At 71.9% G+C, this 18,962-nt stretch carries 15 protein-coding genes; 8 read left to right on the forward strand and 7 right to left on the reverse strand.

Going from position 1 to position 18,962, the window contains the following annotated elements:
* Positions 1-155: 155 nt before the first annotated feature.
* The 6 genes from BM085_RS18455 to BM085_RS18480 are packed head-to-tail and all read left to right on the forward strand — an operon-like array spanning position 156 to position 6,543.
* Positions 156-1,721 carry a long-chain-fatty-acid--CoA ligase gene (locus BM085_RS18455; RefSeq protein ID WP_093888194.1) on the forward strand — a complete coding sequence of 522 codons (1,566 nt, stop codon included), beginning with the start codon at positions 156-158 and terminating at the stop codon, positions 1,719-1,721.
* Positions 1,721-2,806 (forward strand): acyl-CoA dehydrogenase family protein, encoded by a 1,086-nt coding sequence (locus BM085_RS18460; protein WP_093888195.1) that lies wholly within the window; start codon positions 1,721-1,723, stop codon positions 2,804-2,806. Before BM085_RS18455 ends, BM085_RS18460 begins: the two co-directional genes overlap by 1 nt.
* Entirely contained in the window at positions 2,806-3,960 is a 1,155-nt protein-coding gene (locus tag BM085_RS18465; protein ID WP_093888196.1) for an acyl-CoA dehydrogenase family protein, read from the forward strand. Before BM085_RS18460 ends, BM085_RS18465 begins: the two co-directional genes overlap by 1 nt.
* A complete protein-coding gene (locus BM085_RS18470) occupies positions 3,957-4,916 on the forward strand; it encodes a bifunctional MaoC family dehydratase N-terminal/OB-fold nucleic acid binding domain-containing protein (RefSeq protein WP_093888197.1) in 960 nt (319 codons plus the stop codon). Before BM085_RS18465 ends, BM085_RS18470 begins: the two co-directional genes overlap by 4 nt.
* Positions 4,916-5,326, forward strand: a complete 411-nt coding sequence (locus tag BM085_RS18475; protein ID WP_031160573.1) for a MaoC/PaaZ C-terminal domain-containing protein — start codon at positions 4,916-4,918, stop codon at positions 5,324-5,326. The genes BM085_RS18470 and BM085_RS18475 overlap by 1 nt, the downstream gene beginning before the upstream one ends.
* A 44-nt stretch (positions 5,327-5,370) precedes the next feature.
* Positions 5,371-6,543 (forward strand): lipid-transfer protein, encoded by a 1,173-nt coding sequence (locus BM085_RS18480; protein ID WP_093888198.1) that lies wholly within the window; start codon positions 5,371-5,373, stop codon positions 6,541-6,543.
* 63 nt (positions 6,544-6,606) lie between these two features.
* Here the strand turns inward: BM085_RS18480 and chrA are convergent, their stop codons facing one another.
* From chrA to BM085_RS18495, 3 genes are read right to left on the reverse strand one after another with little or no spacing between them, the layout of a single operon-like run.
* Entirely contained in the window at positions 6,607-7,812 is a 1,206-nt protein-coding gene (chrA, locus tag BM085_RS18485; protein ID WP_218158748.1) for a chromate efflux transporter, read from the reverse strand.
* A 51-nt stretch (positions 7,813-7,863) separates the two neighbouring features.
* On the reverse strand, positions 7,864-8,562 hold the full coding sequence (locus BM085_RS18490) for a response regulator (protein ID WP_093888199.1): 699 nt from the start codon (positions 8,560-8,562) through the stop codon (positions 7,864-7,866).
* A complete protein-coding gene (locus BM085_RS18495; protein ID WP_093888200.1) occupies positions 8,559-9,686 on the reverse strand; it encodes a sensor histidine kinase in 1,128 nt (375 codons plus the stop codon). Before BM085_RS18495 ends, BM085_RS18490 begins: the two co-directional genes overlap by 4 nt.
* A 218-nt stretch (positions 9,687-9,904) precedes the next feature.
* Between BM085_RS18495 and BM085_RS18500 the strand changes: the two genes are divergently transcribed.
* Complete coding sequence (locus BM085_RS18500; RefSeq protein ID WP_093888201.1) at positions 9,905-10,351, forward strand: DUF6223 family protein; 447 nt, start codon at positions 9,905-9,907, stop codon at positions 10,349-10,351.
* 101 nt (positions 10,352-10,452) lie between these two features.
* On the opposite strand, the gene BM085_RS18505 is transcribed toward BM085_RS18500, so the two are convergent.
* Both BM085_RS18505 and BM085_RS18510 read right to left on the reverse strand, forming a co-directional pair.
* Positions 10,453-11,385 carry a hypothetical protein gene (locus BM085_RS18505; protein WP_093888202.1) on the reverse strand — a complete coding sequence of 311 codons (933 nt, stop codon included), beginning with the start codon at positions 11,383-11,385 and terminating at the stop codon, positions 10,453-10,455.
* Positions 11,382-11,942 carry an RNA polymerase sigma factor gene (locus BM085_RS18510; protein WP_093888203.1) on the reverse strand — a complete coding sequence of 187 codons (561 nt, stop codon included), beginning with the start codon at positions 11,940-11,942 and terminating at the stop codon, positions 11,382-11,384. Before BM085_RS18510 ends, BM085_RS18505 begins: the two co-directional genes overlap by 4 nt.
* 293 nt (positions 11,943-12,235) lie before the next feature.
* On the opposite strand from BM085_RS18510, the gene BM085_RS18515 reads away from it, so the two are divergent.
* Complete coding sequence (locus BM085_RS18515) at positions 12,236-13,234, forward strand: helix-turn-helix domain-containing protein (RefSeq protein ID WP_093888204.1); 999 nt, start codon at positions 12,236-12,238, stop codon at positions 13,232-13,234.
* A 56-nt stretch (positions 13,235-13,290) separates the two neighbouring features.
* Here BM085_RS18515 and BM085_RS18520 read toward each other — a convergent pair whose 3' ends face one another.
* Together BM085_RS18520 and BM085_RS18525 are read right to left on the reverse strand one after the other, a co-directional pair.
* Complete coding sequence (locus BM085_RS18520) at positions 13,291-17,010, reverse strand: S8 family peptidase (RefSeq protein WP_093888205.1); 3,720 nt, start codon at positions 17,008-17,010, stop codon at positions 13,291-13,293.
* A gap of 165 nt (positions 17,011-17,175) precedes the next feature.
* Entirely contained in the window at positions 17,176-18,759 is a 1,584-nt protein-coding gene (locus BM085_RS18525) for a hypothetical protein (protein WP_093888206.1), read from the reverse strand.
* Positions 18,760-18,962 lie beyond the last annotated feature (203 nt).

Genomic DNA, 18,962 nt, shown 5'->3' on the forward strand with positions numbered 1-18,962 from the left:
GTTACTCGCCGGTCACAAAGGTGCCCCGTCCTTACACCGCATATGCGTTTGAGCGGCATGTCGCGGCTCATTGCGGCCGACCGCCCCTGGACAAATAATAGAATGTGTTCTACTTTTCGGAACTGCTGGCCTGAGCTTCATTGCTGGGAGGCGTTATGTCCGGGGAGACGTTGGCGGAGCTGCTGGAGCGGCGTGCCGGGGACGATCGGCCCGGGCTGCTCTTCGAGGACCAGGTGTGGAGCTGGCGCGAGTACGTCGCGGAGTGCCGGGTCAGAGGAGCCCGGATGGACGCCCTGGGCCGGGCCGTGCATGTCGGGGTGCTGTCCGACAACGTTCCCGAGACGCTCTTCCTGCTGGGCGGGGCCGCCCTGTCCGGCCACGTGCTCGTCGCGCTGAACCCGACCAGGAGCGCCGCCGAGCTCGCCCGCGACGCGGACGCGACCCACGTGGACCTCGTCGTCCACGGACCGGCGTACGCGGAGCTGGCCGGGGAGGTCGCCGGCCTGCGGGCCACGCCGCCGCCCGCCGAGCGCGACACCGGAGACGGGCTGGTCATGCTGATCTTCACCTCGGGGACGTCGGGCCGGCCCCGGGCGGTGCGGGTCACGCAGCGGAAGATCGCCGTCCCGGGCGTCAACCTGGCGGCGATGCTCTCGCCGCGGGACGTCGTCTACTGCTCCATGCCGCTGTTCCACTCGGGGGCCGTCATGGCGGCGTACGCGCCGGCGGTGGCGTCCGGGGCGGCCCTGGTGATCCGGCGCAGATTCTCCGCGTCCGGGCTGATGGCCGACGTCAGGCGCTACGGGGTCACGTATCTGCACTACGTCGGCAAGGCGCTCTCCTACGTCCTGTCCACCCCGCCGGAGCCCGGCGACCGGGACAACACGCTCAGGATCGCCTTCGGCAACGAGGGCAGCGCCACCGCGGTCCGCAGGTTCGGGGAACGGTTCGGCTGCCACGTCATCGACGCGTTCGGGTCCACCGAGACCGCGATCGCGATCACCCCCGACCCCGCGGGGCCGAGCGGCTGCCTGGGCAGGCTGCCCGACGGCGTCGAGATCCGCGACCCCGCCGGGCGGAGGTGCCCGGCCGCGGTCATCGAGGACGGGCGGCTGCTCAACGCGGACGAGGCGATCGGGGAGCTGGTCAACACCGAGGGGCCGGGCCTGTTCGACGGCTACTACAACGACCCCGAGGGCGACCGCGAGCGGATCAGGGAGGGCGTGTTCTGGTCGGGCGACCTGGCCTACGCCGACTCCCGGGGCTATGTGTTCTTCGCCGGGCGGGGCACCGAGCGGCTCCGCGTGGACGGGGAGAACCTGGCGGTCGCGCCGATCGAGGCGGTCGTCCGCGAGTTCCCCGGCGTGGTCGAGGCGGCCGTCTACCCGGTTCCCGACGCGGCGGCGGGCGACCAGGTCATGGCGGCCCTGGTGCTGGAGAACGGCTTCGACCAGGTGGCCTTCGAGGGCTTCCTGGCCGGACGGCGGGACGTCGGCCCGAAAGCCATACCCCGATATATCCGCATATGTAAGGAGTTGCCGCAGACCGCCTCGCACAAAGTCGTCAAGCGGATCCTCGCCGCGGAGGGCTGGCACACCGGCGACCCCGTCTGGTGGCGGCCCCCGGGCCGGCGGGGATGGCGGCCGCTGACCCCCGACGACATCACCGAGATCGACGCCGAGTTCGTCCGGCACGGCCGGCCGCACCCCCTGGAGCGCTAGTGGACTTCAACCTTGACGAGACGCAGAGTGACCTGCGCGACCTCGCGGCCGAGCTGCTCGGCCGCGAGGTGACAGCCGGCAGGCTCGAAGCCCACGAGGCGAGCGGCGCGCCGTACGACGCGAAGCTGTGGCGCTCCCTGGCCCGGGCCGGGCTGCTGGGCGCCTGCCTCCCGGAGGAGGCGGGTGGCGCCGGGCTCGGGCCGGTGGAGCTGGCGGTCGTCCTGCGGGAGATCGGCGCGCGGGTGGCCCCGGTCCCCGTCCAGCAGAGCCTGGTCACCGCGCTGGCCATCGCCCGGTACGGCTCCCGCGAGCAGCGCGAGGCGCTGGCGCCCCTGGCCGAGGGCGACCTCGTGCTGACCTCCGCGCTGCGCGAGCCGGGCCGCGACCTCGGCGCCGCACCGGCCGTGACCGCCCGCAGGGACGGCGGCGGATGGGTGCTGCACGGGCGCAAGAGCACGGTGTCGTACGCGGCCCAGGCGTCGAAGGTCCTCGTCCCCGCCACCACCGAGGAGGGCGTCGGGCTGTTCCTGGTCGACCCGGAGGCGATGACCGTGCGGGCGGCACCGGTCTCCACCGGCGAGCCCGCCGCCACGCTCACGCTGGACGGCGCCCCGGGCGAGCCGGTGGGCGCGCGGGACGGCGAGGCGTTCGCCGGGCTGCGGCGGCTGGCGCTGGCCGGGATCGTCGCCGTCTCCTCCGGCGTGCTGGCCGGGGCACTGGCGCTGACCACGGAGTACATCAGGACCCGCAGGCAGTTCGACCGGGCGCTGGCCGAGTTCCAGGCGGTGACCGTGCAGATCGCCGACGTCTACATCGCCGGCCGCGCGCTGGATGTGGCCGTGTGGTCCGGGGCGTGGCGGCTGGCCGAGGGATCGGCCGAGGAGGCCGAGACGGACCTGGCCGTCGCGGCCCTCACCGTGACGGACCCGGTGCTCAAGGCGCTCTACACCTGCCAGCACCTGCACGGCGGGATCGGCCTGGACGTGACCTACCCGCTGCACCGCTACTTCGCCTGGGGCAAGCACCACGCCCACCTGCTGGGCGGTGTGGAGGCCCGGCTCGACACGATCGGAGCGCTCGTCTGATGCTGATCGACCTGACCCCCGAGCAGCGGCGGCTCCGCGACGAGCTGCGCGACTACTTCCGGGGCTGCCTGACCGCCGAGGACCGCAGGAGGATATCCACCGATCCGTTCGGCCACGCCTACATGGAGCACTGCCGCAACCTCGGCCGCGACGGCAAGCTCGGGCTGGGCTGGCCGAAGGAGTACGGCGGCGGCGGGTACGGCCCGCTGGAGCAGCAGATCTTCGCCAACGAGATCGCCCGCGCCGAGGTGCCCTACCCGATCATCACGGTGCAGACCGTCGGCCCCACCCTCATGCAGTACGGCACGGCGGCGCAGAAGGAGTTCTTCCTGCCGCGCATCCTGGCGGGGGAGTGCCACTTCGCGATCGGCTACAGCGAGCCCGAGGCGGGCACCGACCTGGCGTCCCTGCGCACCACCGCGCTCCGCGACGGGGACCACTACGTCGTCAACGGCCAGAAGATCTTCACCTCGGGGGCGCACTACTCCCAGTACATCTGGCTGGCCGCCCGCACCGACCCGGCCGCCAAAAAGCACCGGGGCATCACGATGATGATCGTCGACTGCGCCGACCCCGGCTTCTCGTGGACCCCGATCACCACCATGGACGGGCGGCACCACACCAACTCCACCTACTACGCCGACGTGCGCGTGCCGGTGGACATGGTGGTGGGGGAGGAGAACAAGGGCTGGGACCTGATCGTCAACCAGCTCAACCACGAACGGGTCACGCTGGGCCCGGCGGGCAACATCGCCCACACCTACGACCGCTTCCTGCGCTGGGCGCGCGACACCGGCCTGATCGAGGAGCCCGCCGTACGGCGGGCGCTCGGCCGGGTCTACGCCTACCTCCGGACCAACGAACTGCTGAACTGGCAGGTCGCGGCCAACATGGACCTGGGCTGGCTGGGCGCCCCCGACGCCTCGGCCACCAAGATCTACGGCTCGGAGCGGATGCAGGAGGTCGGCAGGATCGTCGGCGACGTCCTGGCCCGCTTCGGCGACCCGGCCGACCCGGCGACGGCCGACTTCGTCGACCGCCTCGACCACGGCGTCAAGGGCGCGATCGTGCTCACCTTCGGCGGCGGCGTCAACGAGGTCCAGCGCGAGCTGATCGCCATGCTCGGCCTGAGCCTGCCGAGGCCGCCCCGATGACCGCGACGGCGGAGGCGGACCTCCACGACCGGCTCATGGCTCTGGCCGAGCGGCAGATCGCGGTCGGCGAGGTCCGGGGCGTCGCGGCGGCGGACCCGGTGAACCTCCCGATGATCCGGCACTGGGCCGCGGCCATGGGGGACGCCAACCCGGTCTACACCGACGCGGAGGCCGCGGCGGGCAGCGCGCACGGGGAGATCGTGGCGCCTCCGGCGATGATCCAGGTCTGGACCATGCCCGGCGTGGTCAGGGACGGCAGGCAGGCGACCACCCCGGTCGACGACGTGCTCCGGGCGCTGGACGGCAGCGGCTACACCGGGGTGGTCGCCACCAACTGCGAGCAGACCTACCACCGCTACCTGAGGCTCGGCGAGCGGCTGGTCCCGGCCACCCGGTTCACCGGGCTCGCCGGGCCGAAGAGGACGGCGCTCGGCGAGGGCTACTTCGTCACCTGGAACATCACGTGGTACTCCCAGGACGAGCCCGTGGCCGACATGCTGTTCCGGGTACTGAAATTTCGCCCCCGGGAGCGGAAAACCAAGCCCGAGGCGCGCGAGCCGTACCCGCTGAAGCCCGCGATCAACAGGGACACCGCGTTCTTCTGGGAGGGTGTCGGCAGAGGCGAGCTGCTGATCCAGAGATGCGCCGACTGCGGTGAGCTCCGGCACCCCCCGGGGCCGGTCTGCCCGTCGTGCCGTTCGGTCGAGCGGACGCACGTCGTGGCGAGCGGCGTGGGTGAGGTCTACAGCTACGTCGTGCACCACAACCCCCCGGTTCCGGGGCGGAGCACCCCTTTCGTGGTCGCGGTGGTGGAGCTGCCGGAAGGTGTGCGGATCGTAGGCAATGTTGTGGACTGTCCGCCTGAAGAAGTGGGTATCGGTATGCAGGTGCGTGTGACGTATCGCCAGATGGACGACGAGCTGATCCTGCCCATGTGGGTCCCCCAGGAGTCGTGATGCGGACGCTGACCGGAGACCAGGTCGAGATCGGATCCGTCCTCCCCGATCTCGTGATCGAGCTGACGCCCACCGCGATCGTCTCGACGGCGCTGGCGACGATGGACTTCACCCCGGTCCACCACGACGTCGGACGCGCCAGAGCGCAGGGTTCCAAGGACATCTTCCTCAACATCCTGACCACGATGGGCCTCGTCGAGCGCTACGTCACCGACTGGGCGGGTCCCGAGGCGCTGATCCGCGGCATCAACGTCAAGCTCGGCGTCCCCGCCTACGCGGGTGACACGCTGACCTTCACCGGCACCGTCGTCGCCTGCGAGAACGGCGAGTTCACCGTCGAGGTCCGGGGCAAGGTCAGCCTCGGCGACCACGCCTCCGGCACCGTCCGGTTCGCCCTCCCCGACCGCTGACCGCGGCCTCCGCGCGCTCCATCCGAAGAAAGGCACCCATCACCGTGGTCTCCCTTCCGGGGAGTACGGCTGTCGCCGGCATCGGCGCGACCGAGTTCTCCAAGCAGTCAGGACGGTCCGAGCTCCAGCTCGCCGCCGAGGCGGTGTTCGCGGCGCTGGACGACGCGGGCCTGAGCCCCTCGGACGTGGACGGGCTGGTGACCTACACCCAGGACACCAACCAGGAGATCGCCGTGGCCCGCGAGGTGGGCATCGGCGATCTGACGTTCTTCTCCCGCGTGCACTACGGCGGCGGCGCCGCGTGCGGCACCGTGCTGCACGCGGCGATGGCGGTGGCCACCGGGGTCGCCGAGACCGTGGTCTGCTACCGCGCGTTCAACGAGCGCTCGGGGCGCAGGTTCGGCCAGCCCGACGCCCGGATCGGCGGCGAGCCCTCGTCGCAGGGCCTGGAGATGAGCTGGCACGTGCCGTACGGGCTGATGACCCCGGCGGCCTGGGTCGCCATGTTCGCCCGGCGCTACATGCACGCCTACGGCGTGACGTCCGAGGACTTCGGCCGGGTGGCCGTGGCCATGCGCCGGCACGCGGCCACCAACCCCGCGGCGTGGTTCCACGGCCGTCCGATCACGCTGGAGGAGCACCAGGCTTCCAGGTGGATCGCCGAGCCGCTGCACCTGCTCGACTGCTGCCAGGAGAGCGACGGCGCGGTGGCCCTGGTGGTCACCTCCGCCGAGCGGGCCAGGGACCTGCGCCGGTCGCCCGCGCTGATCAGCGCCGCGGCCCAGGGCGCCGGCGCCGGCCAGCTGATGATGACCAGCTACTACCGCGACGACATGACCGGCCTGCCGGAGATGGGGGTGGTCGGCCGCCGGCTCTGGGAGCAGTCCGGCCTGGGGCCCGCCGACATCCAGACCGCCATCCTGTACGACCATTTCACCCCGTTCGTGCTGACCCAGCTGGAGGAGCTCGGCTTCTGCGGCCGGGGCGAGGCACGCGACTTCGTGGCCGGCGGCGGCATCGAGATCGACGGCCGTCTGCCGGTCAACCCGCACGGCGGCCAGCTCGGCGAGGCCTACATCCACGGCATGAACGGCATCGCCGAGGCCGTCAGGCAGATCCGGGGGACCTCGGTGAACCAGGTCGCCGCCGTCCGCAACGTCCTGGTCACCGCGGGCACCGGCGTCCCGACCAGCGGCCTGGTCCTGTCGGCGGAGTGACGTGCGTCTGCTGGACGCCGCTGGTCGACCTGGCCCTGACACCCGACAGGGCGGCGGGCCGGGTCAGGTGAGCAGGGTGTGGGCCAGGCCGACGGCGGTGCCGCCGGCGATCAGCCAGGCGTTGTTGAGCTTGGTCTTCCACAGCAGCACCAAGGCGATGAGGGCGATGGCGGCGGTGAGCCAGTCGATGATCGCGCTCTGGCCGAGCTGGAACGAAACTCCGGCCATGAGCGCGAGCGCGGCGGCGTTGAGGCCGTCCAGCAGGGCGGAGGTCCAGTCGCTGGAACGCAGCTTGTCGGTGAGTCTGGTGAGCAGGCCGACGAAGAGGAACGAGGGCAGGAAGATCGCGACGGTGGCCAGGAACGCGCCGATGGGGCCGGCGATGAGGTAGCCGAGGAAGGTGGCGGTGGTGAAGACCGGGCCGGGGGTGACCTGGCCGATGGAGACGGCGTCGATGAGCTGCTGGTTGGTGACCCAGCCGAGCCGGTCGACGAAGTCGCCGCGCAGGAAGGCCAGCAGCACGTATCCGCTGCCGTACAGCACGGAGCCGATCTTCAGCATGGTGAAGAACAACTGCGCCAGCTGCCCTCCGGTGGGGTCGGGGAAGACCGGGGAGCCGCCGAGGCCGAGCAGCGGTACGGCCAGCAGCCCCTGGGGGGAGTCGCGGCGCAGTCGGCGAGCCAGCCGGGTGGCGGCGGCCAGCAGGGCGCCGGCGGCCAGGATCAGCAGTTCGTTGGCGCCCAGCAGGTAGGCGGCCAGGGCGGCGATCGCCAGCCCGCCGAGCCAGATGTTCTTGATGACGGTGCGGAGCAGGCCGAACAGGGCGTGCGCGATGATCGCGATTACCGCCGGGACGATGCCGTACAGGACGCCCTCGACCGCGGGGGTGTGGCCGTAGGTGACATACGCCCAGGCCAGTGCGGTGACCATGAGTGCGGCCGGGAGGATGAAGCACACGCCGGCAGCGATCAGGCCGCCCCGGCGGGCCCGGTCGTAGCCCAGATGGATGGCCAGTTCGGTGGAGTTGGGGCCGGGGATGAGGTTGGTGGCGCCCATCAGGTCCACGAACCGCTGGTCGCTGACCCAGCCGCGGCGGCGCACCAGCTCGTCGCGCATCATCGCGGTATGCGCGGCCGGGCCGCCGAAGGCGATCGTGCCCAGTTTGAGGAACACCAGCGTCACCTCCCGCAGGCGGCGCCGGGCCGCCTTCCGGTCCCCGTCGTCCGGGTTGTTCGGCGGGTCGTTCCGCCTGGGCGGTTGTGGGCTCACGTGAAACCGGTGTCTTTCTTGTGAGGCTCGCGAGGGCGTTCGGTAAGAGGATCATCGGCGGGCAGGCGCGCCCCCGGGCCGTGGATGACAGGAGTCGCGCGGGGCTACCAGGCCGGATTCGTAGGCGAGAACCACGAGTTGGGCGCGGTCGCGGACGTGGAGCTTGATCATGGCTCGGTTGATGTGGGTTTTCGCGGTCAGCGGGCTGATCACCATGCGGTCGGCGATCTGGTCGTTGGTCAGGCCCTGCGCGACCATGGCTACGGCCTCGCGCTCACGGTTGGTCAGTTCTTCCAGCCCCGCGCCGGTGGCGGTGTGGAGCGGCTGGGTGACATACCGGTTGATCAGCCGGCGGGTGATCGACGGTGCGAGCAGGGCGTCGCCGCGCGCGGCGACGCGTACGGCGTGCAGGAAGTCTTCCGGCACGATGTCCTTGACGAGGAATCCGGCTGCGCCGGCGCGCAGCGCGTTGAAGACGTACTCGTCCAAGCCGTAGTTGGTCAGGATGACGACGTGCGTCCCGGCGAGGGCCGGGTCCGCGGCGATGCGCCGGGTCGCCTCGATGCCGTCCATGACCGGCATCTGGATATCGATGAGCGCGATGTCGGGCAGATGTTCCCTGGCCAGTGCCAGGCCCTCCTTCCCGTCGGCGGCCTCGGCCACCACCTCGATATCGTCTTCGAGGTCGAGGAGCGCGCGGAATCCGCTGCGAAGGAGCGGCTGGTCATCGACCAGCAGAACACGGATCATGACGTTCGGTCCACGGGAAGTTCGGCGTGCACGGAGAAGCCGCCTTCGCTGCGCGGTGCCGCCCGCAGGCGACCGCCGAGGGCGGTGACCCGTTCGCGCATCCCAAGCAGCCCGACGCCGGGCACCGCCGCGGTGTCCGACGTGGCCTTGCCGTCGTCATCGACCCGTATGACCAGGGCGTCGGGACGGTGGTCGATCCGGACCGACGCCGTCGCTGCGGCGGCGTGACGGGCGATGTTGGTCAGCGACTCCTGAACGATCCGGTAAGCGGTCCGGTCCACCGCGGCCGGCACGTCATGTCGTTGTCCCTTGATCGTCAGCTTCGCGTCCAGGCCGGTCGTCCGAGCCCGTTCCACCAGTTCCGGGACACGGTCGAGCCCATGCGGCGGGCTCTTGCCGTCGTCGCGCAGTGCCTCCAGGGTCGCTCGCAGTTCCCGGGTCGCCTCACGTCCGGCCTCCTGGATCGCCAGCAGGGCCTCCGGCACCTGCTCACCCCGCTTGCGGGCCACGTGGACGGCGACTTCGGCCTGCACCTTGATGACGGAGATCTGGTGGGTGAGCGAATCGTGCAGCTCCCGCGCGATGTGCAGCCGCTCCTCGTCGGCGCGGCGCCGCGCGGTCTCCTCCCGGGTGCGCTCGGCTTCGTCCGCCCGCCGCTCGGCCTGCCGCAGCGCTTCACCGGCGGCGCCGGCCGCGATCAGCCAGGCCAGTTCGAGGGCGCCTCGGGCCTGCGCGAGCGCCTCGCCCATGTCGTGCAGGCCCGAGGCCAGCGCCGCGAGGGGGAGAGCGGCCAGCATGGTCACGCTCGCCGCCACTGTGATGGTGCGGTGTCCCGCCCGTACAGCGGCGTACACCGCGAACAGATACGCGACAGCAGGCACGTCGAAACCGGCCGCCTGGTAACCCACCGCGCACAGCCCGGTGACGGCCAGGACGGGAACCGGAGCCCGGCGGCGCGCGGCCAGCGCCAAACCGCCGGCCGTCAGCAACGCGTAGCCGAACAGGTCGAGCCTCGTGGCGGAGTTCTGCCCGGACAGCCCGGTGACCAGCAGCGTCGCCGCCACGCCGACGGCGATCGCCCAGTCTCTGACACCGGCCCGGACGCTGGGCCGTCCTGTACTCATGCGCGCACCTTAGCCGGATGTCTGCGCGGGCGGCTCCTGCGCGCGGATGATCGGTCGGCTACCGCATACGCGGTACCTCCGCGGCTCCTGCGGCGTCCGCGGTAGCCGGCTGCGGCATTGGCGGCAGCGCGAATTGCCTGCGCCCGCTGGACGCCCGGCGGTGGGTCGGGCGGACATGATCAGGTGATTTCCAGTCGCAGGAGGAGAAGGAGCACCTCATGTCAGTCCGATTTGTGCTTGCGGTGGCCGGAGCCGTCCTGATCGGAGGTTTCGAGCTTGCCGAACCGGCGGCCGCGTACGCCTGGGTCCAGCCGGCCCCCGTCAGTGCCTACACCTTGACCGCGGGGCGTCTGTGGTCCTTGGTGGCCGCGCTGGTGGGGCTGGCCGGCGTGGTCATCGGCGGGTTGGCTCTGGCCCGCTCCGCCGGTCGTATCGGCACCGGCACCGGGCGAAGGGGGGCCATCGCGGCCCTGGCGGCGGGGCTGGCCGGCGTGGTCCTCGGCGGGCTGGTGGTGGCCGCCGCCGATGGTGGTCCCGGCACCGGCTACGGAATAGTCGGGGGCTTCATCGCCCTGGTGGTGGGGCTGATCGCCATGGTTCTCGGCGGGTTGGCGCTGGCTCGCTCCCTGCGCACCGGCCAGGGGAAGCGGCCCTCGATCTCGTAGAACTTCAGCAGCGGCGCAAATCCCAGCCAGGTCAGGCCTCTTTTGCCGGCCACCGGACGGCTGCCGCCTGTGACGCGCGGCAGCCGTACCCGCGTGCGAGGTCAGGAGGGGAGGTGCGCTCCCTTCTCGAACGGGTTCTCCGGCAGACGCTCGGGGGTCACGAGCAGCCGGATGACGCCGGCCTTCACCTGCCAGGCGTGCCAGACGGTCCAGTCGCCTCGCACCTGGTCCGCGGGGAGCGGCTCGAAGGACAGGGCGCCGGTCTCGGCGTCCGGCCGGATGCGGCTGAACTCCACGGTCAGGTCGCGCCTGCGGGCCTCGGCCAGCATGGCGTCCACCGGGCGGCCGTCCTGCAGCCGCACCCCGCCGAACATCTCACCGGGCGCGGTGGCCCAGTCGGGGTTTCCGTACTCCTCTCCCGGCTCTGCCCGGCGCCCCAGCGAGAGGCTCATGTTGCCGGTGTAGTCGGCGGGGACCCGCATCATCAGCTCGCAGCCGGCCTGGTGCAGCTGGCAGCCCTCGGGAGTGAAATCCAGGGTGGGGAGGGAGCTGCCCGAGGCGGAGCGGGCCGGTCCGGCGCCGGAGGATTTGCTCCACCTGACGCTCAGGAACTTCCCCACTCCGGTCGGCGAGGCGGGCACCAGGCGGAGATCGATGTCCAGGCCGACCGCGTGGAACGCCTCGGTGTACTTCACGTGGTCGGCGAGCGGGTCCTTGATGCGGGCCACGTACTGGTCGCCGTCCAGTTCGATGGCGATGGCGGAGTTCGCGTAGCTCGTGGCGCTCTCGTCTCCGAGCACACCGGGGCCGACGATGACACCGGTGACGAGCGCGCCGGCCGCGAGCGCCCCGGCCACCAGGCGCGGCATCCGCAGCCGCCACGGTGACGGCGCGGTGACGGCGGTGGTGGTCGCGCCAGGGCCGGAGACGATCGAGGCGAGCAGTGCCTGCGCCCCCGCGGCAGACACCTGATCGGTCAGTTCACCGTCGTGGACGCGGGCCAGCCGGTCCAGCGGCTCATGGATATTCCTCACAGTGACCTCCCCGTCGTGAGCCGCACGTCCGGGCTCATCGGAATGGATTCGACGCCCGCCGCCGCCAGCCCGCGCGAGAAGCGCCTGCGGGCACGGTGCAGCCGGATGCGTACGGCGTTGCGGGAGCCGCCCAGGACGCGTGCGATCTCCCCGGCGTCCAGGCCCTCCCAGACGACGAGCGACAGCAGCTCGCGGTCGTCGTCGGACAGCTCACGGAACACGCGGCCTATCGCGCCGAGTTCCACGTGTTCTTCGGGTGAGGGTGTCCGGGCGTAGCGATCGGCGATGTCCTCGCGCAGCGCCGTCTGGTGGGTGTGGCGGCGGAGCCGGCCCCGACGGTGGTTGGCGAGGACGTTGCGGGCCACGCCGTACAGCCAGAGCCTGGCCTGTTCGCCGGATGGCAGGTCGTCGACCTTCCGCCACGCGATCTCGAACGTCTCGGCCACCACGTCCGCCGCGTCCTCCGGGGAGTCGCAGCGGCGCATCGCGTAGCCGAGAATCTGGCCATAAGTATCGAGATAGACCCTCTCGAACAGGATTCTTCGGTCGTCATCCATGGGCGGTTCCCACGGCGGCCTCCTCGGTGATGGGGTCGTGTGCACCCACCCATGTCGGAGGTGCCACGATCATTTCTCCTCAATCAACGAAATCTTGGGAAATGTCCCTTGCTCCGGCCCCGCCGCCAGGACGGGGCCGGGGCCGCGGTGCCGGGCGGGCCGGGACGGCCGGCGGCGGACCGCCGCCCGAACGGGTGCGGGATGTTCCCCGTGCCTCCGCTCACCATGGCGGCCTTGACATGGTGCGGTGAAGTTGCGCCCGTTATGCGTGTTTCGGATGGCATTATTGCGACATGTTGGAAACGGTCGGGCTGGATCCGCTGGAGGAACGCGTCTACCGGTTCCTGGTCACGGCAGCCGAGGCCGACGTCACCGACCTGGCCGGCGAGCTGGGGCTCGACGTCGCGGCAGCCGAGGCGGCGCTGCGGTCGATGGAGGCCAGGGGCCTGGTCCGGCAGGCCGTCCCGGAGCCGGCCGCCCCGGCCGAGCGGCGTTTCACCGCGGTGGCTCCCGACATCGTGCTGGGCGCCCGGCTGCTGCGCCAGCAGCAGTCGCTCGACTGGGCGCGGCGCGAGGTGGAGCAACTGGCCGAGGAACACCGGGGCAACGCCCGCCGCCGCGACGCCGACCGGCTCGTCGAGGTGCTCCCCAACCGGATCGCGATGCGCGAGCAGCTCGAACACCTGCAGGAGAACGCCCGCGAGGAGGTCCTCTGCTTCTGCCGGGGACGCGCGATCGTGATGCACGCGACCGAGAACGACGAGGAGCTCGACGCGCTGCGCCGCGGGGTGGTCTACCGGGTGATCTACGAGCGCGACCTGCTGGAGGAGCCGGGGATGCAGGCCAACGTGGCCTATGGCGTCAAGCTGGGGGAGAGCGCCCGAGCCCTGCCCCGGCTGCCGGTCCGGCTGATGGTCGTGGACCGGGAGGTCGGCCTGATGCCGCTGGTACGGCATGCCGGGACGGCGGAGCCGACGGCCGCGCTGATCCGGGGCGGCGAGCTGCTGGAGGTGCTGATCGCGCTGTTCGACAGCTACTGGGACCGGGCGACGCCGCTGCGGATCGCCGAGGACGGCGCCCTCACCGAGGGAACCCATCCCTGCCCGCTGAACTCCGCCGACCTGTATCTGCTGTCGCTGCTGGTCGCCGGGGTGCCGGACAAGTCGATCGCCAGCCAGCTCGGGCTCAGCCAGCGGACCGTGCAGCGGCGCCTGTCGCACATCATGGAGCTCGCCGGCGCGCAGACCAGGATGCAGCTCGCCTGGCACGCCGCCCGGGAACGATGGCTCTGACCGGCCGGTTCCGGGGGCCGGTACGGCTCGCGCACCGGCCCCGGAGAGTCCGGCCTCTACTTCACGCCGTAGGCGCGGAGCACGGTCTGCTCGACCGCGTTCCCGGCGGCGTCCTTGGCGGTGACCCGCAGCGAGACGTACTGTCCCTTGCTCGCCTGGTGGGAGACCAGGGTGGAGTAGCGGTCCTTGCCGCGGGGCAGCAGCACCAGGCGCTTCCAGCTCTTTCCGTCGTCATAGGAGAGCTCGGCCGTGACCTGCCGCAGGGCGAGGCCGGGCGCGGCGCTCCGCACGCCGAAGTCCAGCGGGATCGGCAGCGTCCGGCGGACCCGGCCGTCGAGGTCGGCGGGCACGGTGTAGTCGACGCCGAGCAGCGGCAGCGGTTCGGAGCCGGACTTCGGGCGGGCGGAACCGAACGTCCACGCCGTGCTGGTCTCGGTGGCGTACGTCCACTCCTCCGACGAGCGCTTGGTGGACAGTTCCATCCGGTAGGTGGCCTTCCCGGGAACGGCGGGGAAGTTCCCCACGGCCCGTCGCGGCTCCTCGACGAGCGTGCCGTCGCGGTAGAAGCGGGCCGAGACCGTGTCCTCCTCGTCGGAGCTGAACGCGTAGCCGTAGTGGCCGGCGGCGTCGACGAACTCGGGGATGTCGAGCCTCAGCGTGTCCCCCGTCCGGGTCGGGGTGAACTCCGGCCTGCCCGGCGGGACCGCCGGCCGCACGACGGGGCCGAACCACCGCTCGCCGACCTTCTCACCGGCGGCGTAGCCGCGCAGCCCGCCGGTGAGCCCGGGGGTGAGCGGGCGCATCGACTCCCAGGTGAACATGTGCTGCGCCACGTGCTCCCACTCGGTGTCGCCCGAGGTGACGTACTCGGCGCGCGCGGATCCCATGCGGACCCACCGCTGTCCCTCGTTGGAGAAGACCTGCCAGGGCCGCCAGCCGAACCGCTGCTCCTTGGCCCAGCCGAAGCCGCCGGTCTCGTGGTAGCCGGTGTCCACCCGGGCCAGGTTGGAGGCGTTGGCCTCGTAGACGATCTGCTCCGGGATCCGCCCCTTGGAGACCTGCGAGATGTCGTAGAGGTAGGGGATGGCCATGTTCCCGGTCACGTCGAGGACGGCCTTGCCCTTGCGGACCCGCTCCAGCAGCTTCTTCCCCTGCTCGTAGGGGATCGTGGCGGCCGGGATCGCCTGCCTGTCCATGATCGGCGACCAGTACTGCCACGGGTTGTCGTCGGCGGCCGGTATGACGACGGCCGCCGCGGCGCCCGCCTCGGCGGCGGCGGCGATCATCTCGTCCCACCGGGGGTCGTCCTGCGAGGCGCTCGACATGACGACCGCCCGGCCGCGCGGCTTGAGAGCGCCGAGCTCCTCGGGGGTGCCGTGTCCGCCGTCGACGAGCTCCCAGCGGTACCTGCCGTTCCACTCCGGTGACCTCACCGTCGGGGAGATGTCCAGCGGCCCCTTGAGGCCGCTGACCCGTGACGACAGCCTCGGCGCGCCGTACTGCCAGCGCGAGGTGAACTCGAAGGCGCCCTGGCGGACCGGCTGCGTCTCGGCCACGTGCAGCTCTTCGACCGAGGGGAAGTTCATGTACGACGAGGAGATCTTCCGGGAGCCGGTGTCGCGGTAGCTGGCGAACGTGGAGATGCCCTCCTGGACCACCGGCTGCGGCGTCTTGATCACGATCGGCCGCGTCTTCCGCGCGTCGAACACCAGCTCCGCGTCGCCGGTCACCGGGAACTCGGGGATGTCGATCTTGATGTCGATGTAGTGCGCGCCCGACCGTTCCTCGCCGAACTGCCCCTGCGCGTAGTAGGTGCCTTCGGGGATCTCGAAGGTTTTCCCCTCCTCGGCCTCCCACGGCAGGATGTAGGTGAGGAGGTTGTCCCGCGTGCCGGGGCCGAACATGAAGATGGTGCTCATGCTCGACGGCCTGCCGTCCTTGCCGACGGCGCTGATGCGCACCTTGTGGGTGCGGGGGCTCCTGGTCAGCGCCAGCGTGGTCTGCAGGGCGACCGAGCCGTCCGCGGTGGTCGCGGTGAGATGGCCGGAGTGCCGGCCGTGGGCCAGCTTCGCCAGGTCGGCGCTCACCGGGACCGTGACCGTGGCGCCGGCGTCGACGGTGACCGACGCCGATCCCAGGGTGAGCGCGCCCTGCGCGGGGGCGTCACCGTCCAGGTTGTTCAAGGTGGCGGTCAGCGCCAGGGAGACGGGCGCCTGGGTGGAGTTGGTGTAGGCGACGGTCCCGGAAGGGCTCGTGGAGCCGCCGTCCTGGTGGGTGCCCAGGTCGAGCACGCCGGTGGCCGTGACGTCCTGCCGTACGGCGCGCGCGAGGTCCACCCGCCCGCCGCCCTGCTCGTAGACGGTCAGGTCCCGCGCGGTCCTGGCGGTCGAGATCAGGGCGTCCTTGAGCCGCGGGGCCTTCCAGTCCGGGTGCCGCTGCTTGAGGATCGCGGCGGCGCCGGCCACGTGCGGGGTCGCCATCGAGGTCCCGGACGCGGCCGTGTAGCTCTCGTCGGCGGGCTCGCCCATCGAGGTGCCCTCGGCCCGCCCGGCCACGATCGCCACTCCCGGGGCGGTGATGTCCGGCTTGGCGCCGCCGTCGAGACGCGGGCCACGGCTGGAGAAGGGGGCGAGCGCCTCGTCGGCGCCGACCGCGCCGACGGTCAGCGCGGAGGTCGCGGCGCCGGGGGTGCCGACGGAGTACTCCTCGCCCGCGTTGCCGGCCGCGACGACGAAGAGGGTGCCGGTCTGCTCGGTCAGCGCGTTCAGGGCGGCGCTGGCGGGGTCGGTGCCGTCGGTCGCCTCGCCGCCGAGGCTCAGGTTCACCACGTCGGCGCCGGACGCCGCGGCCCACTCCATCCCCTCGATGATCTGCGAGAACTGGCCCGAGCCGCCGTTGTCCAGCACCTTGCCGACGATCAGCTCGGCGCCGGGGGCCACGCCCTTGCGGCGGCCCTGGGAGGCTGTCCCGAGGCCCGCGACGGTGGTCGCCACGTGGGTGCCGTGCCCGTGGCCGTCCTGGGTCGAGGGGTCGGCGGTGAAGTTGCGCCTGTCGGTGATCTTTCCGGCGAGGTCGGGATGGTTCTCGTCCGCGCCGGTGTCGAGGACGGCCACCTTGACGCCCTTGCCGTCGAACCCGCTCTTCCAGGCGTCGGGGGCGCCGATCTGCGGAACGCTGTGCTCCAGGTCCGCCGTGACCTTGGCGTCCAGCCAGATCTTCCGGATTCCCGAGGCGAGCCGGGGTCCGCCGGAGCGAGCCGACGGCGCCGCCTCGACGGCCTTCCAGAACTCGGCCAGCTCGCCCTTGCCGGCGTCCACCGCCCGCGCGCCGATGCTCTCCAGCTCGGTCCCCGCCTTGGCGCCGGGCAGGGCGCCGGAGGTCCGTGCGCCCTTGTCGTAGGCGAGCAGCAGCGGCAGCGTGCGGCTGCCGGCGTCGTCGTATCCCTGCTCGATCAGGTCGCCGACGGCGAAAAGCCCCTTGTCGACCAGGTTCTCGGCCACGTACGGGACCATGTCGTCGGGCAGCACCTGCAGCTTCCCGTCGATGTCGTGAGTGGTGAATTTGATCTTCTCCCGGCCCTTGGCCGGATCGACCGTGACGGCCCATTTCCCGGCCGCGGCCTGGCGGACGGTCACCACGTCGCCGGTGATCAGGGTGATCCGGTGGAGGCCGGTGGCCGGGGGCGGGGCGGAAGCGGTCTCGGCCCCGGACGGTAACGCCGGTAGGGCGAGGGAGAGCGCCGCTCCGGTGGCGGCAAGACGCGCGAGCCAGTGCATGAGGGGGTGGCCTTCCGTGATTCGGTACTGCTGATCACGAGAGTGGGCGACAGGACTCCCTCACGTCACGATTTATCGCCTGCCGAAAATGTGACATGTCGCCAATGCGACAACTCGGGGTGTCCGGAGCGGGCCGTCACCGACGGCCCGATCCGGGACCCGCGCTCAGGGAGTGACGATCGTGGGGACCGCGAAGAAGACGAGCATCGCGATCGCCACGCAGATGAGGAAGCCGACCAGCTCCCATATCCAGTCGTAGTGGCGGTGACGGTGGCCGCCGCCGGCCGCCCTGTGCCTGCGACGTGCCCGTCTGCCCGCCCGCGCCGGCCGGGAGACCCGCTGATCGGTGGCGGGCCGTTCCACGGGGGGCGTCCGGTCCTGATGGGCTGGTCCGTCCAGCTCGTCCGGGCGCAGAGGCCAGCCGGGGAGGGGCGGCTGCGCCTGGGCGGTCCCGCCGGTGGCCGCCGGCACCGGTGCGGCGTCCGGGGGCTCCGGCGGCGCCACGGGCGTGGGCCAGGTCGCGAACGCGGCGGGGATCGGCTCCTCGCGGGGCGCGGCGGCGACCAGCTTGTCGGTGTAGGCCAGGGCCGCCCGCGTCTCGGGGGCGAGGGGGCGGAACAGGTCCTCCAGCGGGGGGAGGCCTGCGGGCGGCGCCGGCGGCGGGTCGTCGAGCACGTCGGCAGGCGGTGCCGGCGGGTCGTCGAGCACGTCGGCGGGGAGCGGAGCGGGCAGCGGGGGTGCGGCCGGTCGTGGTGACGGGGCGGCGGCCAGGGGCGACTCGGCGGGGGACTGCGTGATGGGGGGCTGCGTGGCCGGGGGCTGCGGGGCCTTGGCGGGCAAGGGGGCCGCGCCGCGCGGTCTCGGCCGCTGGAGCCTCGCCCGCCGGGCACGGGGGGACGCGTCGTCGAGCGCCGTCAGGATCGCGTCCCTGAGCTTGGGCATCGGCTCGGTGGCGGCCTCGTGCGCGGAGACCACGCCGGGCTCCGGGGCGGAGAAGGGGTCGGGAAAAGGGTCGGAGAAGGGGTCGGGGAAGCGGTCCGGCGGGGAGAACGCGCCGGTGCCGGTCCGCGCGCCGGCTCCGGCCGGAGGCGGCGGCCAGGAGGGAGCCGTCGGCCAGAGCGGTTTGACCTGCAGGACGGGGGGCGGCGGCGGGGCGGTGGCCGGCGCGGACGGCGATCCCAGTGCCAGGGTCCGCAGCGTCGCGGGCGGGGTGGCCCAGGGAGCGCGGACGAGCACATCGCGGATCGGGGCGACGGAGAGGGCGCCGAACACCTCGGCCAGATGATCCGGCACCCGCGCCGAGGGCAGCGCCAGGCTCAGCGACTGGGCGAAGCGCCGGCAGGCGCTCACGGTCAGCTCGTCGGCGGTGTCGGCCGCCACGTCGAGCACCCAGGACAGCTCGGAGGTGTCCATCTCACACACACCGGACAGGTACAGTACCTCGCGCTGGTGCGGGCGCAGGTCGCGCAGGACCCGCTCGACGAAGGAGGAGACCGGGTCGGCGTCGGCGGCGGGCGGGGCGTGGACGACGTCGCGCAGATGGATCTCGCGGCGGGCGAACGCGTAGAGCGCGGCACGCGGGGGCTCTATGTCCGGGACGGCGGTGAGGACGGCCACCAGCGCGGCGGCGGCGGAGCCGGGATCACCGAGCTGGTCGTGACAGTAGGCGAACAGCCCGGCGGCGTGACGGTCGTAGAGCTCGGCGATCAGTTCGCCGCGCGAGCGCTGACCGAGGAGCGGTTGGGTCACGTGACCGGTTCCTCTGGGGGTTCGAGCGAGTGTGGTGATGAAGAGAGACCGCGAGGCCTGTGGTACGTATGGCGCTGGAGGTGTCAATCCCCACGATATGGGTAATCATGCCGATCTGTTGAGGTTCTCCGCAGGATTGAATGCCCATTTGATAGATATCGCGGGGACGGCGGGGCGCCGATCGAAGGCGGGATGTCAGATCG

This window comes from Streptosporangium canum, from assembly GCF_900113865.1.
Taxonomy (GTDB): Bacteria; Actinomycetota; Actinomycetes; order Streptosporangiales; family Streptosporangiaceae; genus Streptosporangium; species Streptosporangium canum.